The following is a 25,542-nucleotide window of genomic DNA, read 5'->3' as shown; positions in this document are numbered from 1 at the left end:
GTGAACATTTTCTTACGTAGGTATTGGCTTCCACTACTTTTAGTAATAGCGGGAGCTCTGGTGGCCTTAGCAGGTGTAGGTAACGCGACCATCTGGAAACCAAATCCGCAGGTCTCAGCATCTTTACCTACTAGTAGTCAAAAGCAAGCTTTAGCGATTACCCGACCGGGAATGTTTGAACTTTATGACTCCCCTACCAAAATTACCGTCGCCGGGCAAGGAAAAGTAGCCTTAGCGATCGGCCGGTCTGCCGATGTGACTGCTTGGGCAGCTGACCAAAATTACGTGGAAGTTACCGGACAAAAAGATGACACCACCCTACTGACCCAACCACATCAGGGGAAAGCAGATCCGCGCCAACCCGGAGAAGCTGCCGGAAAGGATATGTGGGTCGAATATAAAGAGGTAGATACCGGCCAGATCAGCGAAACTTGGGATCGTTCCGAGGGCGCATGGTCTCTGATTGCTTGGTCAGAGGAAGGAAACGTCCAGCTGACTTTGCAGTGGACACAGCCAGTTTCTACCCCTTGGTTCTGGCCACTGCTGATCGCGGGGCTGCTATTGATGTTAATCGGCGCAGTGGTTGCTGTGGTAATCAATCGGCTGGCCATAGCAGCAGCTAAAGAAGAGGCAGAAATACGTAAGCGCCGTGAGCAGCGCGCCCAGGAAGCCGCGGCGCAAGGAGAGCAAACCGTGCAGATACCTGCACTCAATGCGGTTACTAAACCGCCCTCGCGTTCGGAATTACGCAAAGCCCGCGAACGCGGGGAGGCCACCATCGAAGTGGAAGGGGTCAAGTTCCCCACCGGTTTGGTGCCGGTAATCCGCACTGATGCTGACGGACAAGCGATCAATCCCGAAGCTGCAGATTCGGTGACCCCAGAAGTTCCAGCTACTGAGGAAGTTTCAGCTCCCACGATGCCAGCGGCAGAGCTGTCGTTACCTACGCAAAGTCTGCAGCCGGCGGCGTATTCTCCGCTCCCTGAGGTCGCCGGGGAGGCTTCATTTAACCCGGCTACTTCTTCACAACCGGAGGATTCTTACCAGCCACAGGCCTCTTACAGCCCGGCGGCCTCACTACAACCGGCACACTCCTACAGCCCAGGGGCCTCTTTACAACCGGAGGATTCTTACCGGCCAGAGGACTCCTACCAGCCACAGGCCTCCTATAACCCTGCCGTCTCACCGCAGCCGGCACAGTCATACCAACCAGAAGCCTCTTACAACCCAGCTGCCTCACTACAACCGGCACACTCCTACCAGCCAGCGGACTCCTACAGCCCAGGGGCCTCTTTACAACCAGCGGACTCCTACCAGCCACAGGCTTCCTATCAGCCACAGGCCTCCTATAACCCTGCCGTCTCACCGCAGCCGGCACAGTCATACCAACCAGAAGCCTCCTACAACCCGGCGGACTCTTATCAACCTCCCGCCGCGCAAGCGGAGGTAGCTCCTGAGCGCGCCGAAGAATGGTTCGAGGACGATGACTTCGACCTGGACGGATTAGGAGATGGACCTGATATGGCAGATTTCGAAGGTGAATCTACCTTTGACCAGAGCCAAGGAGGTAGCAACCGATGAGAAAAATGCGAGTACTATTGTCCGTTACCGCAGCTAGCTGCCTGGCAATAACCAGCCTGGCAGGATGCACTAGTGCCGCTGAGCGGAAAGAGGTACCAAGTTCTGCTCCCACCGAGACTTATCCAGCTTTGCGAGTCGAACAGGTAGACCCCATCCTTAAAGCAGTTAACTCCGCTTTAGCAGCCGGAGACGCCAAATTTGATGCCGGAGCACTAAAACCCAGAGTGGCCGGTCCCGCACTGGCCATGCGCACCGCGCAATACCAGATGCATCAAAAGAACAACCAAGCGGTTCCAACTGCGCTGCCTGCGTCCTCGGAAATCACTACCGTAACCTCTGGAAACAAATGGCCACGCGCTTTGCTTAACGTGACGGGGGCAGATAGCAATGGTGCAAAATATGTGGAAATAATCCGTCAAAACCAGGCAACCAGCCCCTATCAACTTTGGCAGTGGATGCAGCTACTGCCAAAGGCCTCCTTGCCAGAAACTGACGTGGTAGCACGGGGATCACAGCCTTTAGATCTTGCTAGCGATGCAAACCTGATGTTCTCCCCGGAAGTAGCGGTCAACACTTGGGCGCAGTCTGTCTTCGACGCCAAAGCAAAAAATGCCGACAAAGTGTTTGTGGATCCCCTCATGGAAGGCAAACGCGCAGAATTGAAGGCATTGACCGAGGGAGTAGGCAACGCCGGTAAAGTAGCATCCACCGTAACTCCTACTGATTTTAAAAATAACACCCTGGCGATTAATCTGCCCGCGAAAAATGGGGCACTGGTGGCGACCACCTACACCCAAGAAGTTAAGCTGACGGACGTAGCTAAAGATAAACCGATCACCCTCAGCGGTGATGTGGTTAATCTGCTGGACAACGGCAAGGTCACCAAACAAGCTTCCTGGAGCCGAGTTATCTGCGTGTTACTGCAGATACCACCCAAGGGCACCAAAGATGGCAAGGTGCGGGTAATCGCGGCTTCGGAAGTGTTAACGGCGGCCGCTAAGTAAGGATGGTTTCGATTGGCACAAACACATGGAGCAGTAGATTTATCCCAATTTGCTGCTAAGACTGCAACGGATTCTCAACCAGGATTGACGGATAATCCTACCGCAAGCAAAGCTCCAGCTAATGGTGGGGGCAGGCTAAAACAAAATGGCGGTGCCGTGATTGCAGGTCCTTTTATTCGCGACGCTGGCGATGACACTTTTGAGGAAGTCGCTGAAACCTCACTTAAAGTGCCGGTAATCATCGATTTGTGGGCTCCCTGGTGCGGACCTTGCAAACAGCTCGGCCCGATTCTAGAGGAACTGGCGCGCGAATATCAGGGACGATTCCAATTGGTGAAAATCAATGTGGATGATTCTCCGCAGTTAGCGCAGGCATTCCAGGCGCAATCCATCCCAATGGTGGTGGCGCTGATCGGGGGTAGACCTGCCCCTCTTTTCCAAGGGGCGCAGCCCAAGGCCCAGATTAAACCGCTGATCGATCAAGTCTTACAGATTGCTGGGCAGGCAGGACTGACCGGCGTCATGGCAGGAGAAGCTGACTCGGGCCAGGAAGATCCGCGAAGTGAAGAAGAAAAAGCGGTGGAAGCGTTGGTCGAAGCAGGCGAATATGCAGAGGCTATGAAGCAGGCGCAAAAGCTACTGCGGAACCGCCCCGAAGACTCCTCCCGCTATCAGGCACTGGTGGACAAAGTATCTATTGCGCAGCGTTTGCAGACTGAAGAAGGCCAAGACGACTCCGATCCTCTAGTTTTGGCGGATCGTTTTTTCCAAGCCGGTAATGAACCGCAAGCTTTCGATCTATTGCTGTCCCTGATTGCAAAGTCTGCTGACGAGGAGCGCGACGAGTACCGAGAACGGCTTCTGGAACTATTCCGCCTGTCTCGCAACCCCGAGGCAGTGAAATTGGCGCGCCAGCGTCTGTCTCGGCTGCTATTTTAGAAACCCTCCCTGCGGGGGTTATCTGCAAGGTAGACTGGTTGACGCCAGGCCAAATAGAAAGGTTCTAACGCAACCATGAAACCGGAATTTATCCCCGCGTATGATCCGCAAGAGGGCGCGCGCAGAGCTCGAGAGCTTTTCGAGGAAACCTTTGCAACGAAACCGATGGGGGTCTGGCGGGCTCCTGGACGGGTCAATATAATCGGGGAACACACCGACTACAATGGCGGGAAGGCACTGCCCCTCGCCCTCCCCCACGCTATCTATGTGGCCCTGCGGGTACGTGAGGACGATCAGCTCAAAATTATTTCGGAAGACTTCCCGCAGCTAAGCGTTCACAGCCTTTTAGAGTTAGCAAAAAACTATCCCGCTAGCGGCTCCGGTGCTTTTGTCGGGGGCGTGATCTTGGGGTTGAAACGGGTACTTGAAGATAACGGTCACCCAGAAAAAGCGCGAGAACTAGCGCAGAAAGTACCGGGGTTAGAAGTAGCGATAGCTTCCAGTGTTCCCTTAAGCGCCGGCCTGTCTTCTTCCGCGGCTTTAGAATGTGCGATCGCGGTGGGTATTGATGACCTGGCTTCGCTGGGGCTGGCAGGAAGCTTTGAGGGAAGAAAACTGCTGGTAGAGGCGGGAAAGGTAGCTGAGAACCGCTATGTTGGGGCTCCTACCGGAGGTCTGGATCAATCGGCCTCGATGCTGTGCGAAAAAGACTGCGTGCTAGAGCTGGATTGTGCCACTTGGCAAGCTCGTTCCCATCCTTTTGATTTGCCAGCTTTGGGACTGTCCTTACTGGTGATTGATACTTGCACTTCCCATGATCTTGCTGATGGACAGTACGGGGCACGCCGAGCTGCCTGTGAGGAGGCTGCCCGGGTTTTGGGGGTGAAAGAACTTGGTGAGCTGGTACCGAAGAGTATTGCACCCTCCGATAACCTGACCGACTTAGAAGCTGCAGACTATCCTCCCTCTTGGGTGCAATCGCAGCTGGATAAATTGAAGGACGCGGAGCAGGTTTCGCGAGTACGCCATGTGCTTACCGAGATTGCTCGCTGCCAACGGTTGTGTGAACTTTTAGAGGCGGGCGCGGATCTAGATCAATGGCGCAAGTTGCTAGACGCCTCCCACGAATCCTTACGACGCGACTACGAAGTTACCTGCAAAGAACTAGATGTTGCGGTGGCAGCAGCCCGGAAGGCCGGCGCCTATGGAGCCAGGATGACGGGAGGAGGCTTCGGAGGGTGCGCTATCGCCCTGGTTCGCAGCGACCAGCTTGCGGCAACTGCCAGTGCCGTACTAGACGCTTTCGCCGAGGCTGGTTTTAACCAACCCCGCTTCCTTAGCGCCTTGCCCTCCGCAGCAGCCGGCAGAGTCGATTAGGGCGACAGTCTTATAACGTTTTGGATATTTCTTTTCCGCTAGGTCTTTCTTGTCCTTTTACTTAGTTGGAAAGACGGATAGTGAAAGAGAACGTGCTGGTCTCGAAATCAACCCGATATTTTTCCAGTAGTTTCGGTCCGCAGCTTTGCGAACCGATCCCCGCCATCAGGTGGTCCAGACACAAGATGGTGCTATCAGCTTCCGTTAACTGATAGTCATGAGGCTTAGCTGTAAGCTCCTCTTGACTGTAATAACTGGCGTTAAAGGAAAATACTTCCTCGCTGGCAACCTCGATCTTCAGGTCTTTTCCGGCAAGGCACAGATAGTCGCAATCTGAGCGAGATCCGTTTTCTTGCGGACGTAAATAATTTTGGAACAAATCGGAAACTGGTGATTCGAAGCGTCCATGCCAACTAGAACGACGCTTGTCGACATAGTTTTCGTGCGGACCCAGCCCTGCCCAAGTGGCCTGTTTCAGAGACTTGCCCAGGAAGAAACGCAACCCTAAACGAGGCAACTCGGGGAATTGGGTATCCCGGCGTACCTTCGCGTTTACCTGCAAAACTCCGTCTAGCCTGATAATCCACTCAATATGAGCCTTCAGCAGCGGCTGCAAGGTTTTTGCCACTAGTGCCACTTTGGCGCCGATCACCGCGCCCCGGGCTTCATTATCGGCGTGAATCTCATACGCGTGCGGGTAGGCGCGGTCATAGCGCACCCGCTCCCAGAGGGGACGAATATACATATCGTTATCGGTGGGAGCCCGCCAAATATTTAATTCAGCCGGCTGCTTTAATAGTTCTTTTCCGCCTAGCTCAATCCCAGTCAGCATGCCGGTATGACGCGAGAAGCGGTATTTATAATCCCCCCTAGCAACGCATATTTCTAGGGGATCTTCCGTTATCTTAGCTGTCCCGTCTCCCTCGGCATCCGCTTTTAATAGCTCCAGGGCACGGGGAGTGTGCGGGCTCGGGTTCTTGAGGGCGAACTCGTCGAACCCCAGAAAATGCCCGGCTTCTAGGAAGGCTAAGGGCTGGGTTAAATAGGTTTCTACCCGCAGGTAGCAGCGACCTTGTGCGGGTACTTCTAACCGCAAGGGAATCTCAACCGTTTCATGAGCGGGCAAATTGGGCACTTCCAAAGTGCCGCTTTCTTCCTGCCCGTCTACCACTTTTACCCAGCGTAAGGAGGTAAAACCGGCGGCGTTTAGATGGTCGGCGGTATTAGTAACCAGCAGTTTTCCGCCTTCTTGATCATATTGACAACGCAAAGGGCGATAGACATTCTTGGCTTCTAACAGACCGATATGAGGCACCCGCTCTGGGGATACCAACCCGTCTACACAGAAGTTCCCATCGTGGGGATCTTCGCCGCTATCGCCACCGTAAAGCAGATGCCCTTCACTATCCCTTACGGCATGGTCACACCACTCCCAGATGAAACCGCCACACATGCGAGCGTCGGAACGTACTTTGTCCCAGAACTCTTCTAGGTCGCCCGGGCCGTTGCCCATAGCGTGGCAGTATTCAACTAGGAGGAAGGGTTTGTCTCCCAGTTTTTCCAGATAATCCTCAATGTCAGATAGCGGCGGGTACATCCGTGAATACAGGTCGATATTTTGGTAGTCATATTTGCGATCAGTAGACCGATAGAACGCGCTTTCGTATTGAGTTACCCGGCTGGGATCGAATTGTTTTACCCAAGCCAAGCATTTTTCGAAGGTACAGCCATAAGCACATTCGTTACCTGCTGACCAGGATAATACACTGGGACGATTCTTTTCCGAGTGGACGCACAGCTGCATCCGATCCATCGTGGCCGCTATCCACTCGGGATTATTGGCAATCGGATGGTTCCAATGCTCCAAAATATTCTCTTCGGATTCGTCCTTTAGCAGGCGGTTGCGGGTGCCGTGGCTTTCGTTATCGGCCTCGCTCATCACATAAAATCCCGCCTGGTCACACAGGTGATAAAACTGGGGACAGTTGGGATAGTGGGCAGTGCGGACTGCGTTGATATTGTGGTGCCGCAACAGCTGCAAATCCCGCTTAATATGCTCGATAGACACTACCGGCCCGGAATCGGGGTCGCTATCGTGACGATTTACCCCTTTTATTTTTATGGGGCTGCCGTTGAATTTTAGCACCGCGTCCTCGATCGTAACTTCCCGTACCCCCACTTTTTCGGTAATCACTTCGGCCTCGCTGGCCATTACCAGGTCATATAAATAGGGGTCGCCCGGATGCCACAGCCGGGGATTCTCGACAGTGAACCTAGCGCAGTGGGTATAGATACCCTGCGGATCCGCGAAGGGCTCGAGGACGCAGCTGCCTACCTCGCCCTCAGTACCGCTTAGGGTGGCGGTAATGTCCAGCGCCTCGCCACTAAAGTTGGCACGCAGGGCTACTTCTACCTGATTATCCTGCAAATCGGTAGTAACAAAATAGTCATTTAGATGCGAGAGCGGCCGTTTCAACAGGTAAGTGTCACGAATAATTCCGGAAGTGCGAAACTTGTCTTGGTCTTCCAGGTAGGAGCCATCACACCATTTGAAAACCAGTACCGCCAGGGTGTTTTCCCCCTCTATTAGATATTCAGTGATATCAAAAGCGGATTGAGCGTGCGTCACCTGGGAATAACCGACATATTTACCGTTCATCCACAGGTAGAAGCAGGAATCTACTCCTTCAAAAACCAAGGTGGCACCCGGAGCTTCCGGGTCTTGTTCATAGTTAAAGGTGTAGCGATAGGCTCCGGCGGGATTGCTTTGGGGAACATGCGGCGGATCGAAGGGGAAGGGGTAGTTAATGTTGGTGTATTGATGCTGGTCATATCCATGATGCTGCCAGGAGCCAGGCACGGGTATCCTATCCGGTAGTGCCGCAGCCTCGGGGGCAAAAAAGTCGGCGGGCACCTCCTCTAGATTTGGGTAATACCCAAAGTCCCAGTCACCATTCAAGAGCTGGAAACGATCAGAGGCTTCGCGCTCTAAGTTGAAGTTACGTCCCCGGTTTTCTTCTTTGGCAGCTCGTAGCGGCGAGAGCGGTATATAGTAGGCCCGCGCCGGGAGAGTATTTTCGTGCAAGACCTGCAGGTCTTGATGGTGAACTTTTAACTGCATCTGCTTCTCCACCCCCAGCGTAAGAATACTGGGAATATTTGTTATTAAAACCGCAGGTAAACGACATTTGGCGGAGAGTAAGGGATTCGAACCCTTGATACCCTTGCGGGTATAACGGTTTTCAAGACCGTCTCCTTCGGCCACTCGGACAACTCTCCTGACCTACGCTAAAGCGTACGGACAAGCCCCATGTTACAGTTGCTAACCGCCAGAGCTAAAATCCGCCAAATCTTTTCTTGCGGTCAGGCTCCTCAGGCAGCGGTTTATCCAGCAACCCCTGCGCCAGAGCTATTGCGAATGCAGGAGACAAAGGCAGACGTGGCAACAGCACCGCTTGCACGGCATGGTAAACACTGTCCCGCAGTTTTTGATTCTCTAAATCCAGAGGCTGATTTTCCGAGGAAAGCCGATGTACAATTCTTCCGCCCCGCACCAGAAAATGCTCATAGGCAAAATCAAGCCAGGCGCGATAGCAATGCTCATAATGGTCTACAACTTCTGCTGAGGCACCTTCTTGTTGGGCTGCCCGCAATAGCGTGACTGCCGCACCGATTGCCTCAAATTGCACCCAGGCTTGGCGATCACGGATTATTGGTTTGCCTTCCCAATCCACGGTGAAGGCAAACCCGGGAGCCCCATCCCGCCTCCAGGCATCTTCGCGCGCCCGCTCAAACATTTCGGTTGCGGCTTCACTGAGCCATTCAGGTACTTCTTTCTTGGTATTTTTCAACATGGCTCGTGCCTCTAACATTAGACGCGAGAACATGAAGGAGTGCCCCACATCAGAGCCGTAAGCACGGTGGGTTTCCTGCGGATTATCCCGGTTATATCCCAGTAGCGGCTGCCAGTCACTGTCATAATGCTCCGGGATTCGCCAATCATATTCACGTGATACCCGAGCAACGCGCTCCAGAATCCGCATCGCCCGCTCCGTCCATTTACTGTCATTAGTAACCTGGGCTACCAGCATATAGGCCTCTACCATATGCATATTAGAGTTCAGACCCCGGTAATCTTCGCAAACAGAATAGTCACGATTGAAGCTTTCACACACCATCCCCGCTTCCTGATCCCACCAGTGCAGATCGTTATCCCGAATAGCTTCTTGCATCAATTCATGGGCACCGATGCGATCAGCTGCAGTTGCTGAGGCCGCCCCCAACAGTAAAAATGCGTGGGAGTAGGAACGTTTGTCCTCACGTCCTTTATAAGGGATAGCCTTTCCGTTCTGGTCAAGTTCGTGTTCAATGGCATCGAACCATCCGCCGTTATCGGGGTCACGGAAATACTGGTTGAGGCAACGAATCCCGTGCTCCACCAAGCGGCGACATCCGGGCACCCCCAGCAGCACCCCAAGAGAAAACACGTGCACCATGCGAGAGGTTAGATACAACTGAATCGGCTGTTCTAGATCGACTTCGCCGTTTCGATCTAGACAGGCAAACCCCGTTTTGACCTCTGATTTACGCCCGTAATCCAGCAAATCCTGCAAACATGCAGACAGCCAACGATTATGTTCGATTGAGTCGAACCAAAACATTGTTCAGCTCCTTTGTTGATGTGTTCTTTGGGGACAGGTAAAAAGACTAGACAAAACTCATCTGGTGACGCACGGGGGTAACCGTGTCAGTTAGAGCGGGCACCGCCACATAATCCACTCCAGAATCGCCATATGCACCGGCGTCTTCCAGGTCTAGATCCCCCCTGACTTCCAGCAGGGTTCCGGGATTAATTGTCTGGCGGTGATCAGCTGCCATGGCTGCCTGTTCAGGGGTGAATCCCTGCAAAGCTACCAGGTCAACCCGCATTTTTAACAAAGGATCTAAGTCTTGCAGGCGATCTATTTCTACCTCGATCGGTTTACCCTTGGCCGCCGTACGCACGTGGTTGATAACGTCTCCCAGGCCGGTTCCCAATTTCAGATGTTCCACCGTCACCCGCGGGAAAGAACCAACCCCCAGGCGCGAAGTCATCCCCTCCCCGACTCTAACCGCATATTTTTCGAGTTCGCCTAAGCCGGGAGTAACCGAGAGAGTATCCCTGACTACCAGTTTCGTCTGCGAAAGTGCCTGCGCCCACTGCGCGGTCCTAGTTGCGATCCCCGACAGATGCGATAAGAACCAGAGGCAAAGATCTCTGGCTTCCAAAAGGCCGCGAGTATTACCACTCAGTTCCAAAATTGGAGTTCCCGCAGTTACCGTGGTGCCATCCGCAATCCGCAAATGCAAGTCATAGTCTCCCAGTACTTGCGTTAGTACTTCGCGAGCAACGGGGATCCCACAGATGCGGCCATCCTGGAGAGCGATAAATTGTACGCGGGCACAATCATTTTCTGGAACTACCGCGGCAGTAGCAATATCTTCCCCATAGCTTCTGCAGCTCTCGAGGGCACGCTCAACTACTTGAGGCACATAATCTCCCTGAGGATACTCCAGGTAATCAGCCATCGAATCTCTCCGTCCTTTAAATAATTATCTCGGGATGCGCGAGGGCGCCCTGGGTTAATCCTTTCACGCTTTGCACTCAGATTTAGGCGTTCGGAACTGGCTCCAGGATTTCTTTCCCACCCAGGTAGGGACGCAGCGCCTGCGGTACATACACTGACCCATCGGCTTGCTGATGATTCTCCAGGATAGCTACCAGCCAACGAGTACAGGCTAAAGTACCGTTCAAAGTAGCGACCGGCTGAGTTTTTCCGTTCTCGTCCCGGTAGCGAATCCCCAGGCGACGGGCCTGATAGGTGGTGCAGTTGGAGGTAGAGGTTAGCTCTAAGTAGCGTTCTTGGCTGGGCAGCCAGGCTTCGCAGTCGAACTTGCGGGCTGCTGAAGTTCCCAAGTCCCCAGCTGCGGTATCGATTACCCGATATGGCAGTTCAACTTTTTGCAACATTTCCTCTTCCAATGCCAATAGGCGCTGGTGTTCCGCTTCAGATACTTCTGGACGGCAATAAGAGAACATTTCTACCTTGTTGAACTGGTGTACCCGAATAATTCCGCGCACATCTTTTCCATGCGACCCGGCCTCCCGCCGGTAGCAGGCTGACCAGCCGGAATAACGTAGAGGCGCTTCCCCTAGTTCCAGGATTTCCCCGCCATGGTAACCACCGAGGGCAACCTCGGAGGTACCTACCAGGTAGAGGTCATCGGCGGGTAGGTAGTAGATTTCTTCGGAATGCTCGGTTAAGAAACCGGTTCCCCGCATCGTATCGGGGGTGACCATGGTGGGAGTAGTCATGGGAATAAATCCATGCTGCTCTGCCAAATCCCAGGCGCAGGTAAGCAGCGCCAGTTCCAGGCGTGCCCCGATGCCTCGTAGATAGTAGAAACGGGAGCCAGATACTTTAGCGCCTCGCTTAACGTCGATTGCCTGCAGCATCTCTCCGATTTCCAGGTGGTCGCGGACTTTGATTCCCTCCGCTGCGAAGTCTCGAATCGGCTGCCCGCGGTGAGCGAGAACTACATAGTCATCCTCGCCACCGGAGGGAATCCCGGGAATGATGATATTGGGCAGTGCCGCCAGGAGATCCTGTGCTTTAGCGGAAGCTGCTCCCGCCTCGGCCTCGGCTTCTTTAACTTTTGCTGCCAGCTCTTTCGCCTTGGCAAGTACTTGCGGCCGCTCGCTGGGTTCAGCTCGCCCAATGCTCTTCGACAGCGCTTTTTGCTCCGCGCGCATCGCTTCGAATTCTTGCTGTTTTTTGAGTCGGAGCCCATCTGCGGCCAGTACTTCATCGATCCGCGCGGGATCATCCCCGCGGGCGATTAGGGAATCTTTTGCTGGCTGCGGATCCTCACGCAACTGACGAATATCAATCATGGGTTTATCATATCCTCACCGGGCATCGCTTCTCATCTTGTTTTTTCTAACGAGTAAGTGGTAGCGGAATTCCTGGCAGTATTGGTCAGTTGAGCCCCGCCAATCCTTACTGAGCTTCCCCGTTACTCTAAGATGACTGCAAATGTTCTAAACTAGCAGCTATGACCACTGTGCTCTGGATTTTGGTAATCGCGGCGCTGGCTGTAGGGATTATTGCCTTGTCCGCGGCGATTAGTGCCCGCCGGATTGCCACCCGGGCAATGAAACTTGCGATTAAACGAGGATTTTCTGCGCCTACCACTACCTGCGCTAATGACTCTTCCAAACGGGTAGCGATTATTTATAACCCTACAAAGATTTCTAACCTGGATGATTTCCAGCGCACTGTAACCCAACGCGCCCAAGCCACCGGGTATGACGAACCTATTTTTCTCGAAACGGACGAGGAATCCTTAGGAAAAAATCAGGCAAAACAAGCAATTGAGCAACAGGTAGGACTGGTTATTTCAGCTGGTGGAGATGGCACATTACGGATTATTGCAGCAACCCTGGCCGAGAGCCGGATTCCGCTGGGGATTTTGCCACTAGGAACCGGAAATCTTTTGGCCAGAAACCTTAATATCCCGGTTGATTCTTTGCGACGAGCCTGCGAAATTGCTTTTACAGGTAAAAATACCGAAGTCGATTTAGGGCATCTAAAAACTGAAACTGGAGAAGATTTTCCTTTCCTGGTGATGGCGGGTATCGGATATGACGCGGAAGTTATGGACAAGGTATCGACTAAATTAAAAGCCTCAATCGGATGGGGAGCCTATGTAGTGTCGGGTATCGCAGCCTCTAACAATCCTCCTATCACTATGGATATTTCCTTTGGAGACCAATCCCATACCCGTACTCGTAAAGTAAATACCCTGCTCTTTGCCTCTTGTGGGGAACTGGTTGGCGGGATTCCTTTACTCCCAGAAGCTAATCCTCATGATGGTTGGCTTGAGGTACTAATGCTGAGCGTGCGGGGAGGCCTAATCGGTTTACTAGAAGTCACCACTAGGGTATTTCGTGACACTTTGGGGTTGAAAAGACTAACCGCAGGCTTGGTTTCAAAAACCGATGTGATCCGTACCCGGACCGCCAGTGCCAAGGTGCACGGGGAGCCGCGGATGATTCAAGTCGATGGCGATACGGTGGGTAGCTACCGGGAGATTTCTGCGTCTTTAGATCGCGGAGCAGTAGTGGTACGCATCCCCTAGGAAACTCCTAGAGATCTGCATAGCTCATAATCGCGAACTCGTGACCTACTTTTGTAAAATCGACTCCACCCAGCCCCGAGCACGCTGAAAATCACGGTCTCCCGTGCGGGGAGCATGATCATTTCGCACCTGGTCAGCACGCGCATAGGAACCTAAGAACCGTAAGTCTTCACTGATCCGGTACAGCCCACGCAGTGCAGATTGCACTCGCTCTTCTCTAACGTGTCCATCCAGATCAATACTGAACACATAGCGCCCCGGATGCCCAGCTAGAGGACGCGACTCGATACGACTCAAGTTGATTCCCCGTGCCGAAAACTGTTGCAGCATTTCCAGCAGCGCCCCTGAACGGTAATCATTAGGTAACCGTACTTGAATAGTGGTTTTATCAGCTCCACAGGGCTGAGGTACGTGACCGGGATTTGCCACTTCCACGAAACGGGTAACTGCCCCGGGATTATCGGCCACGTCCTCGTAAAGAGGCGTAAGCCCATAGGTCGTTACTGCTGCCCCCGAGGCTAGCACCGCTTGGAAACCCGCATCTCCCTCGGAAAGCATCCGCGCTGATTCCGCCGTGGATGTGGTGGCTACATGAACCGCCCCCGGCAGATGGTCTGCTACCCAGTTGCGGCACTGAGCCCAGGCGTGAGAATGGGTACCGATGCGGGTAATCTCGGAAAGCTGCGTCCCTTCCCGCACCGCTAAGGTGAACCCTACCGGGACAATCATTTCCGCCACGATTTGCAGGCGTTTGTCCCATCCCAGGGAATCCAAAGTGGCGCTCACGCCTCCTTCAATAGAGTTTTCGATAGGCACCACTGCCCGCTCGGCTTTCCCTTCCCGCACCATATCCATAGCGAGGCGTTCCCCGGCACAGGGAATCAGCTGGGCATCAGCCGTTGCCACTTGCAGCAATGCCTGGTGACAAAAAGTACCTACCGGCCCTAAGAACGCATAGTTAGTAACTGCAGTATTCATCTCCGCTTCCTTTATCAACTATTTTCACGATACTAGGAAAAATGCCCTTTACCCTTATTGAGACCGTAGAATATGGCTGTGGCAAAAACAGTAAGGCACCTTTCCCGTTTAGGCAGCGCCCTCCTGTTTAGTTTTTTGTTGGTATTACTAGTCTTACCGGTTAGGCCAGCGGCGGCGACCACTTGGGAACCAGAACCTGCCCCTAAGGGGCTTACTCCAGCGCAAAAGATCTACTACCCTAACCTAGATACCTATTCCAAACCGCGGGTAAGAGATCCCCTACTGTTAGTGCTAACTCGGGATCTGTCTTGGCAACAAATCTCCCCCAATTTGAAGCAATACCCGCAGCTCGCAAAATACGCCTCGGCGGGGGCAGTCGGCACTGTTAATACCTCAGGATGCCTTAGCGAATCTGTGTTAACCATACAAAATGGCTATCCTGCCCACCTGGCGCACCCCTGCCCTAGAGCCGCGGTAGCGGCCGGGAAAATAGCAGGAATTGGCGAAAACTACTGGCAAGAAACTCAGCAGGCACGCCCGGGACAATTAGCGGGCGTTTTAGAAGCCTTCGGAATTAAAATGCGTGCAATCGGCTCCCAGGCGGGCTTATTGCTGGCTCACGGTAACGGCTCCGTGAAAAACTATGCCACGCTACCAGAATCCGTCCCGGAACTGACGGCTAAAGTGAAAGCCAGTTTGGCCGAGGGCGGGCTCACCGTAGTAGATCTGAGCTCCCTTTCCCCATCCGAGCGGCAACTACAAATGCTGGAGGGAGCGCTGGCCGGGTTAAGCCCCAAGTCGGGGATGATTTCCCTGTCCCTAGTGGCCGATGTAAAAAACACTGCGCCCTATTTGCTGAACTATTCCCCAGCTAGCGGTACCGGCCTAGCAACCTCCGCTAGCACCAACGCTGCCGGTCTAAGCACTTTAGCAGATATTAACGCTCAGATTCTTTCTCATTTCTCCCTACCGGTGCCTGCTGGAAACCAAGGATCGCCGCTAACTGCTGACAGTATTCCAGGGCAGTTACAACCGTTAATAAACTTAGAAAATGCTGCCAGCAGTTCGACAGAAAAAAACCTGCAACAGCGTTTAGATTATTTACAAAACCAGGTTCAGCTTTCTGCCGCCAGTACCAACACTAAAATCTGGCTTTATCTGGCTATCGCCTGCGGTTTCTTTTTAGTCTTAGGGGGATACCTGTGGAACCGGAAGCGCGGAAAACTTAAGCTCCGTCGCATCCGAATTCCCCTAAGCGTCGCTGCAGTTTTTACTGCTTTCCTTTCTCCGGCTTCTTTTGGTCTCTACTACCTATTAGGTGCTGACTGGGCAGTATCTCCCGGCTGGACTAGTGGCGCGATAGCTCTTGTTGCTTTACTTTTTACTGCCCTGTTAGCGCTGTTCGTTTCAGCCCTGCGACAATCTTTCGCTTTTTCTCCTGCCCCACTGGCGCGCAGGGCAGGGATAGCTGCAAGTGCCCTCACCTTGGGGATTTTGCTCTGCACGCGCAAACAATCTGAATATACCCAAGTGGGAACCCCTTTGGGCTATAGCGTTTTAGATGGCCCCTTCTTTTGGCGACTATCTGCTGAAGCCGCCGCCTTGATGCTTAGCTGCTTGCTACTAGCCGCGGTTTGCCTGCTAGCGTCCTTACCGCCTCTAGATACTTTTTGGCGCCGAAACCGTATTAAATGCCGAGCGATTAGTGCGGTAACGGCGGTAGCCTTATTTATTGGCTTGTGGCTGTGGGCAGGAGCGTCGGCTCTGATCTGTGCCCTGCTTTTCCTCGCTCCTTTAACTGTGGCATTTTTGACTTACTCCCATCCGGTTGTGGATTCGCCCTGCGCTTCGGGTTCCAGTTCGTATTTCCGAACAGTTTCGATAGTTGCAGTGATGGGGGCACTATCCCTAGGGGGAGCCGGAATAATCGGGACTTTTGGAGTTAGCCCCGATGCCCCGGCCACCAAGATTGACTCCTTACCCCAATCCACGGATACCAAAGTGGCGGTGGTTTTCACTTCAGGGCTTCCTTGGGAAGACCTAATGGCAGCGCCGCCAGAACTGGCAGGCAGTTCCCCGGCAGTTAGAAACGGGGCGCTGTTTACCTTAGCTCCCTACCCTTTTAAGGCTATGGCTTGTCCCCAGGATGCCTGGTTAACATTTTCTGCTGGCCGACCCCTGTCGCGATACTCGCTGGCGGGACGTAACCTTTGCCTACAGCCGGAGCCTTTAAGTGACGGGAAACGGGTACAAATGTGGGATTACTATCAGCGCTCGGCTATCGCCAGCTCCCTTGCAGCCAAGCCTGGGATTTTTGTTGAGCAGCTGCAAGACGCCCAAATTTCTGCGGGAGCTATCGGAAATAGTGCCGCTTTGGCTCTAGCAGATGAGGAAGGAATTATCCGCGGAGAAGTAAGCGATATTGATCCCCTGGCCGCCGGATACGCTCAGGCAGTACGGAGTATGGTTTCCTCTCATGCTCTGACCTTGATTGATGCGCAAGCGGGATCCCAAAACCTCAATCCGGACCGACAGACCAGCGAGGTGGGGGCACAGCAGCAAGATATTTTCTATTTCCTGGATCCTGCCTCCGGGAAATCCCAACTGGAAAAATCAGATATTTGGGATCCGATTTGGCTATTACAAAATGGCGGTTCCCTCTCGGGAAACTCTTTGCAAGCGGGAACGCTAGTTACTGACGCAAAAAATGGCCGTAACCAGATGCAAGATAGAAATAATCTGCGCCGCTCAGAAATGAACCCGCAGGTAAATCCTACTCCCCCAGCCTCCCCGGGCCTATTCGGGGATTCTGACAGCACCTTTTCTCCTGACGCCTTGCACTTGGTAGATCTTTCCACTGTGCTTAGTCAAGACCCGGGACTAGATCCGGACTACCTAACCCAGACCCGAAAACAAAATCATCGGTTGTTTCCTACTATAGCTACCTATCCTGATCTGCGGGAAAAGTTACCGGATCGCATCACCCTAGCCCAACAGGAAAAACAGATTACCGCCCTGAAGAACACCTTAGCGGCGCTGCCAGAGAATACCCGTGCCCTGGTGGTATCGACTAACCCCGATTCCGCCCAGCAACGGTTACAAGCCGCCCTGGTCTATGGGAAGGGGATCTCGGAGGGGATCGCGTATTCGCCCTCTACCCACCAGGTGGGGATTGCCCAAACCGCGGATTTACCGGCCACGGTTTTGGACTGGTTGGGCGCCCGCAACGACAAGTTGAGTACCTCGGGTTCTTCCCTAATGATTAGCAGCAATGCCTCCACTGATAGTGCTGATCGCCTCGAGCGTCTCGTGAGTACCTCTCAACGCGCCGATGCTAGCTATGCACGCTTGGGACTCCCGCCAAACAAATTTGTAGGCTTCGCAGCTGGGTCTTTATTAGTACTAGCGTTGTGCCTAGTTTCTTTACTAGCCATAAAACCGAATCCGCGACGTCCTCATTTGCAGATTCAACTGGGCATGCTCGGACAGTTCCTTTGTCTAGCGCTGGCTTCCTTACCCGCTGCTTGCCTGGGAGCCGCGATGTTACCATGGTGGGAAGCCGAAGCACCCACCAGTTTTTTCATTACTACCAGCGTCTTAATTGCCTCCTCACTAGCTCTGGTTGCCTGCACTGGTCCCTGGCGTGATCGCCCCATTGGACCGGCGTTGCTAGTTGCCGCTTTCAGTACCTTTTTCATTTGTTTAGATGTCGCCACCGGTTCTCACATTTCCATGGACTCCCCCTTCGGATCATTTTCCCTACTAGGAGCCCGCTTCTTTGGGTTTGGAAATGTCTATTACTCAGTGTGTGCCATCTGGACCCTGCTGCTATGCGGATGTGTTACCTCCCTAGGACGACCTGCAGCTTTCGAACGCAAAAAGAATTCTCGGCGCCAAGTCTGGTTAGCTAACTTGTTGATCGACCTCTTAGCGATAGCTTTTATGGTGATAGATGGTCTCCCGCGTTATGGAGCCGATTTTGGGGGACCGATATCCTTCTTACCCGGCTTCTTAGTACTGGTGCTCTTACTTAACGGAAAACGGATAGGAATAAAACGGATACTCGTGGTGCTCATGGTGGCGGCAGGAGCTTCCGTAGGACTGGCATTTGCCGACTGGATGCGTCCTGCTTCTCAAAGAACGCATCTCGGAAACTTTGTACAGTCTGTTATTAACGGTGACCTTCAGGTGATTATTACCCGGAAAATCCTTGCTAACCTGGCTAGCTGGGGATCAATAACCTATGTTTGGTCACTACTGTGTTGCCTACTAGTTTTCGTACTCCTAGTATTTCCCGCGCTGTCCCTAACTCCAATGCCGACGAATCTTTTCCTGCCCGACAATCTTGCTTTAGCTCCCCTTACTCCCCCGCGTAGACAAGAGGAATACTCCAAGAAATACTGGCAGCGCGGCCGCACCTATCTGCGAGAATTGGCAACCTCTATCACCTGGATATTTGCCCGCGTGCGTCCGCAACTGGGAGAAACCCCGCTGGCAAAGAAAGAAAGTACCCTTAGGATCACTCTGTTAGCTATCGGGATCAACCAGTTATTCGCCTATTTACTCAATGATTCCGGTACTCAGCTGCCCGCCACGGGACTGTTACTTACCGCTCTGGCTTACTGTTCGGCGCTCTTTGCGTCTTTACCAGCAACTTCGCGGGGCTTAGCTCGATAAACTTCGCCCGGTTTTTGTTTCAACGCCGCATCTAAGAACTTATGGGGTTTGACATGCACCCGGCGGGCACGCAGCCGACCTAGGGCTTTCGCCACGTCAATAAACTGATGCAGGCGATGCATCTGGGATTTAAAATCCCGCCGGCTAACCCGGTGTGTAAAGTTTACCGGCACCTCTTTAACCGAGAAACCCGCACTAAGCAGGCTAATCGTCATATCCGTTTCGACTCCCCAGCCAGCTGCCAAGGGAAGAGCTGCTTGGAAAGCTGCCGTGGTTAGACAGCGTTGCCCCGACAGGGGAGCTTGCGGATTCCAGCCGGTAGTACGTCTAATCGCCCATCTTGATAATCCCAGTACAAATCCATGTCCGCCTGCCCCAGTCGGCTTGGGTAAAACCGCAATACTGCAGTCGGCCTCTCCGGTAATAACTGGCTCGATTAATGGAGCCGCTTCAGCCGCACTATCAGCTAGGTCAGCGTCTAAGAATAATAGCAGTGGCGGTTTTTCCCCCTTGATAGCCCGCATTGCTACTACTTTGGCGCCAGTTTCCATGGAAGAAGCTTTACCGCGATTAACGGTGTGACGGACGGTTACCGCCCCGGCTTGTCTGGCCACTTCGCGAGTATCATCTGAAGAACCATCATCTACCACTACGATTAAGTCCAGGTCGACAAATGGTAGCGCTTTTACTGCTCTAACAGTCATCCCAATACGCTCGGCCTCATCTTTTGCGGGAATAATTACCGCCACGCGCTGATCTGCCTGCCCACCGGGATCTACATGCATGTTTTGCCTCAGCTTTGCCTATTCTTTTAGACCCAAACTTATAACTTTATTCTAACCATAAATAGGGAACTTGCGAACCTATTTGACGGCCACGGCAGCCTGTCTGCGGCCAGCTATCAGAAACAATTCTGATTTCAGCCCGCCTTCCTTCCTAGATAATGCCCTGATTATTTGGGTTATCCCCCTCCAGCTTGTTCACTAACTGGCATATCCGCCACGCCATGACCGAGAAATAACCAGTGCGGGTTAGACTTAACTAAGTTGATTTGAAGTTAGCGGAAGGAAGGATGCAGTGGCTGGCTCCAGGCGCATGAAACGCCGGATTTTCCGGCTGGTCATAGTAATTCTCACTCTCGCGTTATTGGCGATAATCGGTGGCGGAACCTTCTTATGGTGGCGTTACACCTCCAGGCAAGCACAATCAACTGGTTATTTTAAGGTTCAACCGGTACTGCAAGAGGATTTCCGGGCACAAGACTACGGGATTGAGTCCTTTCTTCCTCTATGGGGACAACAATCTTCCATTCGCCCAGTAACCTATGGAGATTACCGCATTGGAGCCGGCGTCACTGGTGATGGTAGTGGCGTCATCCTGCAACTATCAACCGATGGAACCTCCTCTTGGTCGGTAAACTTAGGAGCCCCCATAGCTGCCTGCGCTCAGCAAACACTCGGGGGCGCCAATGGAGACCATCGACACCTGCCCTGTCTTTATCATTCGGGTAATGGTTCGGGGATAGCACTAGTGGATTTGAAGATGGGGACTGCCCGTTGGATATGGGAATCTACCGATTCCTATGCCAATATCGCTACCCAGGGATCCCAGATCGTCCTCGTTGGGGAAGATCTTTCCCTCCTCCGACTATCGGATCAAGGCGAACAGCTAGCGGAAGGACTAGTTTCCCAAAAAGCTTCCGACCCGCAGCTACAGCCAGATCCCGGTAACTGCAACCTTGACGGTAAACCTACAGAGCAAGCACCAGAAACTTTTGAAACTTTCTCCGATACCCTGTGGGTTATCGGGCATAAAGGAATCAACTATTTGGTGGATCCCGAAACTAACCAGATTCAGGCTGCCAGTCCCGGAAGATTGATCCGCAACGCTGACGATACTGCTTGGGCGCTCAGCCCCGCAGACGGGTGCACCCGCTCCCTATTTATTCAGCCGCAGCGCACCCGTGTCACTACCCTCCCGCAGGGAACTACAGTTCCCACCGACACCTCCGGGCAGCTATTAGACCTGGTGCAAAAGGGAGGAAAGCTCTTCCGCATGGATTGGGAAAAGTTACGTTCCCTTCGCGCCCTATTCGACGAAACCGAAATGAAACTGGGAGCGGGAACCCAGGTGCTCCCGACGACCAATTCTCTGTATGTCTCCAGCGATAACCAGCTCGGCTGCTATTCGCGAAAGAGCGGAAAAGAGATCTGGTCCTTTAGTGAGAAAGTGAAACAAATGCGTCTACACCAGGACGTTTTGCTTTATACCACTGAGGAGGGACTGCTTAAAGCAGTATCCACTGCTGATGGCATTGAGCTATGGAGCGTTAGCGCTGTAGACAACAGCTTTTTAGAATCCATAAAAGAAGACAAGAAATTACAGACCCTGTCTCCGGCGGGATTCCAAACTTGGGGGCGACAGGTAGGGGAAAATCAAACCGTAGGTCGCGGTGCCGCCAACCCCATGACCGCTGCGGAACCCGGATTTTCTGTCCCGATTGATTCTTGCATCCGAGTAAGCGATACCAAGGGCTCTGGCAGTTCCTACCAGGTGCAATTCAATCGGGTATCCTGTCAGCTAAAAGGGGCAGAAAAAGTTATCCGGATAATCGATACGGGGCAAATCGATCGAGGAAAACCCGCGTCAGACTATCTTAAGAAGTGTCTAGAGGATCCCCAAGCTACGAGCGCAATCACCGTCACCAGCGCGATCGCCGATCCTAAAACATCTGCCCTGTGTACCGGCCAGGTGGCTTCAGGTCGCTAATGGTCTCCTAGAGCCCATCATCGGTGAATCTGTGGCCGCTGTACCAAAGTCCTGAACCGGGAAAACGTGTCCTAGGAAAACTAGTTACCTAGATCGAGGACATCCTTGTGACGTCCCCCGTACCAGCTGTTGGTGCGGCGCATGGCAGCCCGCTGAATCAAAGTGACAGCCACTCCTGAAATAGCGGCAAAAAGCACTACCTCTAGTAGCGAAGACTGGGCCGCTTCCTCCCCGTCTTGCGGAGGTTTGTGCCCGGTAACTAGTTTCCAACCGGTGTTAACCGCCAAGTTCGCGATCAAACCTGCACCCGCCAAGCTCGCGGCGCTTGCTACTTTCCAGCCAATATCCATGGTTTGCCTTTCCGCTTTGATAGTTACTACTAACCTACCCTAGGTGGGCATAGTCTGTTCCCAAATCCTAGTTACTCTTTCCGGGATGATCCTGGTCTTCACGCTTAGCAGGGGAATCATCCTCGCTCTTAGCTGAATCCTTTTGCTGCTTAAGCTGTGCGAGCTCCTGGCTAACTTGATCCTTTTCGAGGGCGCGGCGCACCAATTCGCGTTCCCGTTCCGTTGCCTGATGCTTTTGGGCTTCATGCTCGGCATATTCCGAAATAAGCTCGCTGCCTTTCATCAGGCAGACGCAAACCAAGCCGATCAGGGAAAGTACCAGCAGCGGCACAAAAATATCTCCGAGGGCGCCCGCATAGGCATCTCGGACAACCTGTTGTTGGTCAGCGGTCAGTTTATCCAGTTCCAGGGTAGATAGATCCGCCATAGCGGCACTTTTCTTCCCTAGCTTTGCCATCCCGGCACTAACTTGACGAGCAATCTCCCAGGTAAACACGAAACCGCAGATTTGAATCCCGATCGTACCGCCCATCGAACGGCAAAAAGTAACTGTCGAGGTGGCAGCGCCCATATCGCGCAGTTTCACTCCGTTTTGTACCGCTAACACCAGGTTTTGCATACTGGCACCTTGCCCGGCTCCCAATAGGAACATTCCCAGGGCGCAGAACCAGTAGGGACTATTTTTATCAATCAGAGTGATAAAGAAAATCCCTACACACATCACTACGAAACCACCGACTACGAAGCGTTTCCAGCGCCCTATTCGCGAAACCAATAACCCGATTAAAGTGGAGGCGATAAAGGTACCGACCATACCCGGAAGCAGTGCCATCCCCGCGAGTGCCGGATTCATACCTTTAGCGATTTGGAAGAACTGGGTGAAGAACAGCGGCGGGGCATTAAGCGCAGTTCCTACCGATATTGAACCTAAAATTGCCAGCAGGGTGGTGCGCTTGGTAAACATCCACATCGGTATCACCGGTTCTGGGAAGTGCAGCTCCCAGAGCACGAAAGCCACCAGGAAAAGTGCCGCTAAAACCAGCATCACCGCCGTTTGCCAGGAGGCAAAAGCGAAGGTTTTGCCCGCTAGGGATAGCCAAATCAAAGATGCTGATACCGCCGCAGTTACCAGAGCGGTTCCCACAAAATCGATACGTGGTTTCGAGATTTGCGCAGCCGGAACTTTCAAGAAACGCCAAAGCACCGCCATCGCGGCCAGGGAAAATGGAACCGAAACCCACAAACACCAGCGCCACCCTAACCAGGGCGTGGCCACAATAAACCCTCCGACCAAGGGACCAGAGATATTGGAGATGGCCATGACTGCCCCAATGTAACCGTTATAGCGTCCTCGTTCGCGCGGGGGAATAATCAGAGCCATAACTACTTGGGTGAGTGACATGATCGCGCCCATGCCTATCCCCTGCACAATGCGGGTGAAGATCAGTTGCCAAGCCTCGGTAACCGCCCCCGAAAGCAGAGATCCTAAAGTAAACAGCCCGATTGCCCCTATCAAGAGTTTCTTCGAGTCAAACATATCGGCAAGCTTGCCGGACACCGGGGTGGCTACCGTAGAGGCCAGCATCATGGCGGTGACGATCCAGGTGTATTGGGATTCGGTGCCATGCAGTGACGACATCATAGTTGGTAGCGCAGTCCCGATGATGGTCACCGACATTACTGCTACAAACAGCACCATCAGCAGTCCAGATAAGACTTGCAAGACCTCTAAGGATCGTTCGGAGCTAGCGTCCTGGCTTGTACGATTCATTTTTCTCCTTACACCCCGCGTTTACTCTTAAATTCTAGTCACCGCTAGAAAAAACTAGCTAGCAAAAATAGGTAGCTGTTTCCTCAAGTTGAGTGATTGTAGCTGTTGGCTTGAAGTCCTTGAAAGTAGCTAGCGGCGAAAAGATACTAGCTCCAGATAACTAAGAACGAGTCTTCGTCTACTACGGTTCCCTCCGCGACTTCCGCTAATAGGCGGGCAGCGTCCTCAAAGGCATGAGTCACTTTCATCCGCGCCACCCTTTCTACCCGGTTAAGACGCCGATTCCCTTGGGGCTGCTCTAACCATTGCAGCTGGTAGATAGCAAACGGTTTTCCTGAATGGGGATGAAACCGTAACACCGACGGCACCTGCAAACTTGCTTCCGCTCCGAGGAAAAAATCTGCCCCCATCCCTAGCGAGCCGTGAAGGGCGTAAGCATTACTATCGGTTAGTTGACTGCCCATCTCTTTATCAAAGGCGTCCGCTTCTGCCGCTATCCAATCCAGTTTGTCTTTGCCCAGTTGGGCGCTAACTAAAGACTCGGCTTCTCGCTCCAGGCGCCGCTGAGAGCGACTAGGGCGTTCGGGGGTTCCCGGGTCTAGACTTAACTCTCCCAATACTGGCTTTAGAAGTTCTTGAATACTGGTTTTTTCTATCCAATAGGGCGAGTACACCGCTAAATTAACCGCCGAGTCTGGGTCGGGAGAAAGGATCTGAGCCGGAGCATCTTTGGCGCTACTAGCCGCCCCTACCCGCAGGCTCCCTCCGAGGCGCCGGCAGATAGCCAACAAGCCGCTAAGTACTTCAAATTCCACCCCGATGGGCTCACTGGCCGCAAAAGCGTCACTAAGCAGGTCACTTCCGCGCAATTCTTCCGCTAACTGTCCAGAACGCATCCGCGGACAATCCAGACGAAAGGCAACCTCACTATATGCAGGGAGCTTTAGGTTTTCGCGGACTGACTGGTCGACTTGAAAGGGACCGGCAAGTTCTGCCTGCCCGCTTAGACGTAACCTGCCGGGAGCGAGCCAAGTCGCGTCCTCCCAAAGGGAAACGGCTAGTGCTTCTACTTCGTTCGGGGTAACTTCTGCAGGGAAAACTACCAGCTGTGGGCAACCGGCTTGGGTAAACTCGCTAGCTGGCAGCAGTCCCTGAGAGCGCATATAGGATGCTCCCGGGTTAATAGCGGCCGCTTGTTTTTGTGGTTCTAATCCTTCCGCGGTTATCCTGACTGCGCGAATTTTTCCGGTTTCTATTCGCGCGAAGGTCGAGGTATCAGTAAGCGGGCTCTCGCTCACTGTATTTCTTTCATTTCCGGCACGTCGCTACGGTTAAAGCCCAAGTAGGACCGAGAAGCGGTGGGGCCGCGTTGACCCTGGTAGCGGGATCCTCTCTCCTTAGAACCGTAGGGTTTTTCGGCTGAGGACGACAATTGGAAGAAACAGAGCTGCCCAATTTTCATGCCTGGGTAGAGCAGGATCGGCATAGTGGCAGTATTAGATAGCTCCAAGGTGACGTGACCGTTAAAACCGGGGTCAATAAAACCGGCAGTGGAGTGAGTAAGCAATCCCAGGCGACCTAGAGAAGATTTACCTTCCAAACGAGCCGCCAGATTCTCTGCTAGTCGCACCCGCTCCAGGGTCGATCCCAACACGAACTCTCCGGGATGCAATACGAAAGGCGCGCTCTGACCCACATCTACCAGGTGAGTTAAGTCATCTTGCGGTAAAGCCGGATCGATCACCGAGTATTTATGGTTATCAAAGAGTCGGAAGTAACGATCCAGGCGCACATCAATAGAGGCCGGCTGAATCATCTGTGGGTCGTAAGGATCAATCTCAATTTCCTCGCTGGCACACAGTTTGGCAATGTCACGGTCAGATAAAAGCATGCCCCCAGTCTAGCGCAGCCGACA

General features: G+C 53.1%; 17 protein-coding genes and 1 tRNA gene. 7 read left to right on the top strand and 11 right to left on the bottom strand.

Annotation, left to right across the window (positions count from 1 at the left end; translation table 11 throughout):
- From RDM26_RS01035 to galK, 4 genes are all read left to right on the top strand, one after another.
- Nucleotides 1-1,581: a hypothetical protein gene (locus tag RDM26_RS01035; RefSeq protein ID WP_307737217.1), complete on the top strand. Its 1,581-nt coding sequence runs from the start codon at nt 1-3 to the stop codon at nt 1,579-1,581.
- Nucleotides 1,578-2,585 (top strand): hypothetical protein, encoded by a 1,008-nt coding sequence (locus RDM26_RS01030; RefSeq protein ID WP_307737216.1) that lies wholly within the window; start codon nt 1,578-1,580, stop codon nt 2,583-2,585. The genes RDM26_RS01035 and RDM26_RS01030 overlap by 4 nt, the downstream gene beginning before the upstream one ends.
- A 12-nt stretch (nt 2,586-2,597) precedes the next feature.
- Nucleotides 2,598-3,524: a tetratricopeptide repeat protein gene (locus tag RDM26_RS01025; protein WP_307737215.1), complete on the top strand. Its 927-nt coding sequence runs from the start codon at nt 2,598-2,600 to the stop codon at nt 3,522-3,524.
- 75 nt (nt 3,525-3,599) lie between these two features.
- Nucleotides 3,600-4,901 carry a galactokinase gene (gene galK / locus RDM26_RS01020; RefSeq protein ID WP_307737214.1) on the top strand — a complete coding sequence of 434 codons (1,302 nt, stop codon included), beginning with the start codon at nt 3,600-3,602 and terminating at the stop codon, nt 4,899-4,901.
- 61 nt (nt 4,902-4,962) lie between these two features.
- Here the strand turns inward: galK and RDM26_RS01015 are convergent, their stop codons facing one another.
- The 5 genes from RDM26_RS01015 to serS form a co-directional block, all read right to left on the bottom strand.
- Complete coding sequence (locus RDM26_RS01015) at nt 4,963-8,022, bottom strand: glycoside hydrolase family 2 TIM barrel-domain containing protein (protein ID WP_307737213.1); 3,060 nt, start codon at nt 8,020-8,022, stop codon at nt 4,963-4,965.
- A 68-nt stretch (nt 8,023-8,090) separates the two neighbouring features.
- Nucleotides 8,091-8,180: transfer RNA gene (locus RDM26_RS01010), tRNA-Ser, on the bottom strand.
- A gap of 56 nt (nt 8,181-8,236) precedes the next feature.
- Nucleotides 8,237-9,562: an AGE family epimerase/isomerase gene (locus RDM26_RS01005; protein ID WP_307737212.1), complete on the bottom strand. Its 1,326-nt coding sequence runs from the start codon at nt 9,560-9,562 to the stop codon at nt 8,237-8,239.
- A 46-nt stretch (nt 9,563-9,608) separates the two neighbouring features.
- Nucleotides 9,609-10,469, bottom strand: coding sequence for a hypothetical protein (locus RDM26_RS01000; RefSeq protein WP_307737211.1), 861 nt, complete (start codon nt 10,467-10,469; stop codon nt 9,609-9,611).
- Between the two features lie 82 nt (nt 10,470-10,551).
- Complete coding sequence (gene serS, locus RDM26_RS00995; protein WP_307737210.1) at nt 10,552-11,835, bottom strand: serine--tRNA ligase; 1,284 nt, start codon at nt 11,833-11,835, stop codon at nt 10,552-10,554.
- A gap of 161 nt (nt 11,836-11,996) precedes the next feature.
- On the opposite strand from serS, the gene RDM26_RS00990 reads away from it, so the two are divergent.
- The gene (locus RDM26_RS00990) at nt 11,997-13,082 is read left to right on the top strand and encodes a diacylglycerol kinase family protein (protein ID WP_307737209.1); all 1,086 of its coding nucleotides are present in this window, start codon (nt 11,997-11,999) and stop codon (nt 13,080-13,082) included.
- 45 nt (nt 13,083-13,127) lie between these two features.
- Here the strand turns inward: RDM26_RS00990 and pheA are convergent, their stop codons facing one another.
- Nucleotides 13,128-14,060, bottom strand: a complete 933-nt coding sequence (gene pheA, locus RDM26_RS00985) for a prephenate dehydratase (RefSeq protein ID WP_307737208.1) — start codon at nt 14,058-14,060, stop codon at nt 13,128-13,130.
- A gap of 78 nt (nt 14,061-14,138) precedes the next feature.
- Between pheA and RDM26_RS00980 the strand changes: the two genes are divergently transcribed.
- Nucleotides 14,139-18,737 carry a hypothetical protein gene (locus RDM26_RS00980; protein WP_307737207.1) on the top strand — a complete coding sequence of 1,533 codons (4,599 nt, stop codon included), beginning with the start codon at nt 14,139-14,141 and terminating at the stop codon, nt 18,735-18,737.
- Here RDM26_RS00980 and RDM26_RS00975 read toward each other — a convergent pair.
- Nucleotides 18,680-19,522, bottom strand: coding sequence for a glycosyltransferase (locus RDM26_RS00975; RefSeq protein ID WP_307737206.1), 843 nt, complete (start codon nt 19,520-19,522; stop codon nt 18,680-18,682). The genes RDM26_RS00980 and RDM26_RS00975 overlap by 58 nt on opposite strands.
- Before the next feature lie 292 nt (nt 19,523-19,814).
- On the opposite strand from RDM26_RS00975, the gene RDM26_RS00970 reads away from it, so the two are divergent.
- Nucleotides 19,815-21,506 (top strand): PQQ-binding-like beta-propeller repeat protein, encoded by a 1,692-nt coding sequence (locus RDM26_RS00970; protein WP_307737205.1) that lies wholly within the window; start codon nt 19,815-19,817, stop codon nt 21,504-21,506.
- A gap of 80 nt (nt 21,507-21,586) precedes the next feature.
- Here the strand turns inward: RDM26_RS00970 and RDM26_RS00965 are convergent, their stop codons facing one another.
- The 4 genes from RDM26_RS00965 to dcd all read right to left on the bottom strand — a co-directional run bounded on the left by RDM26_RS00965 (nt 21,587) and on the right by dcd (nt 25,518).
- Nucleotides 21,587-21,856 carry a DUF4235 domain-containing protein gene (locus RDM26_RS00965; protein WP_307737204.1) on the bottom strand — a complete coding sequence of 90 codons (270 nt, stop codon included), beginning with the start codon at nt 21,854-21,856 and terminating at the stop codon, nt 21,587-21,589.
- Nucleotides 21,857-21,923: 67 nt separating this feature from the next.
- Nucleotides 21,924-23,627 carry an MFS transporter gene (locus tag RDM26_RS00960; protein ID WP_307737203.1) on the bottom strand — a complete coding sequence of 568 codons (1,704 nt, stop codon included), beginning with the start codon at nt 23,625-23,627 and terminating at the stop codon, nt 21,924-21,926.
- A 146-nt stretch (nt 23,628-23,773) separates the two neighbouring features.
- Nucleotides 23,774-24,925, bottom strand: a complete 1,152-nt coding sequence (locus RDM26_RS00955) for a hypothetical protein (RefSeq protein ID WP_307737202.1) — start codon at nt 24,923-24,925, stop codon at nt 23,774-23,776.
- Nucleotides 24,922-25,518: a dCTP deaminase gene (dcd, locus tag RDM26_RS00950; RefSeq protein WP_307737201.1), complete on the bottom strand. Its 597-nt coding sequence runs from the start codon at nt 25,516-25,518 to the stop codon at nt 24,922-24,924. Before dcd ends, RDM26_RS00955 begins: the two co-directional genes overlap by 4 nt.
- Between the last annotated feature and the right edge of the window lie 24 nt (nt 25,519-25,542).

This window comes from uncultured Varibaculum sp. (assembly GCF_902489465.1).
In the GTDB taxonomy this organism is placed as follows: Bacteria; Actinomycetota; Actinomycetes; order Actinomycetales; family Actinomycetaceae; genus Varibaculum.
The sequence above is the reverse complement of the archived record's forward strand: the minus strand, read 5'-3'. Positions and strand labels throughout refer to the sequence as shown.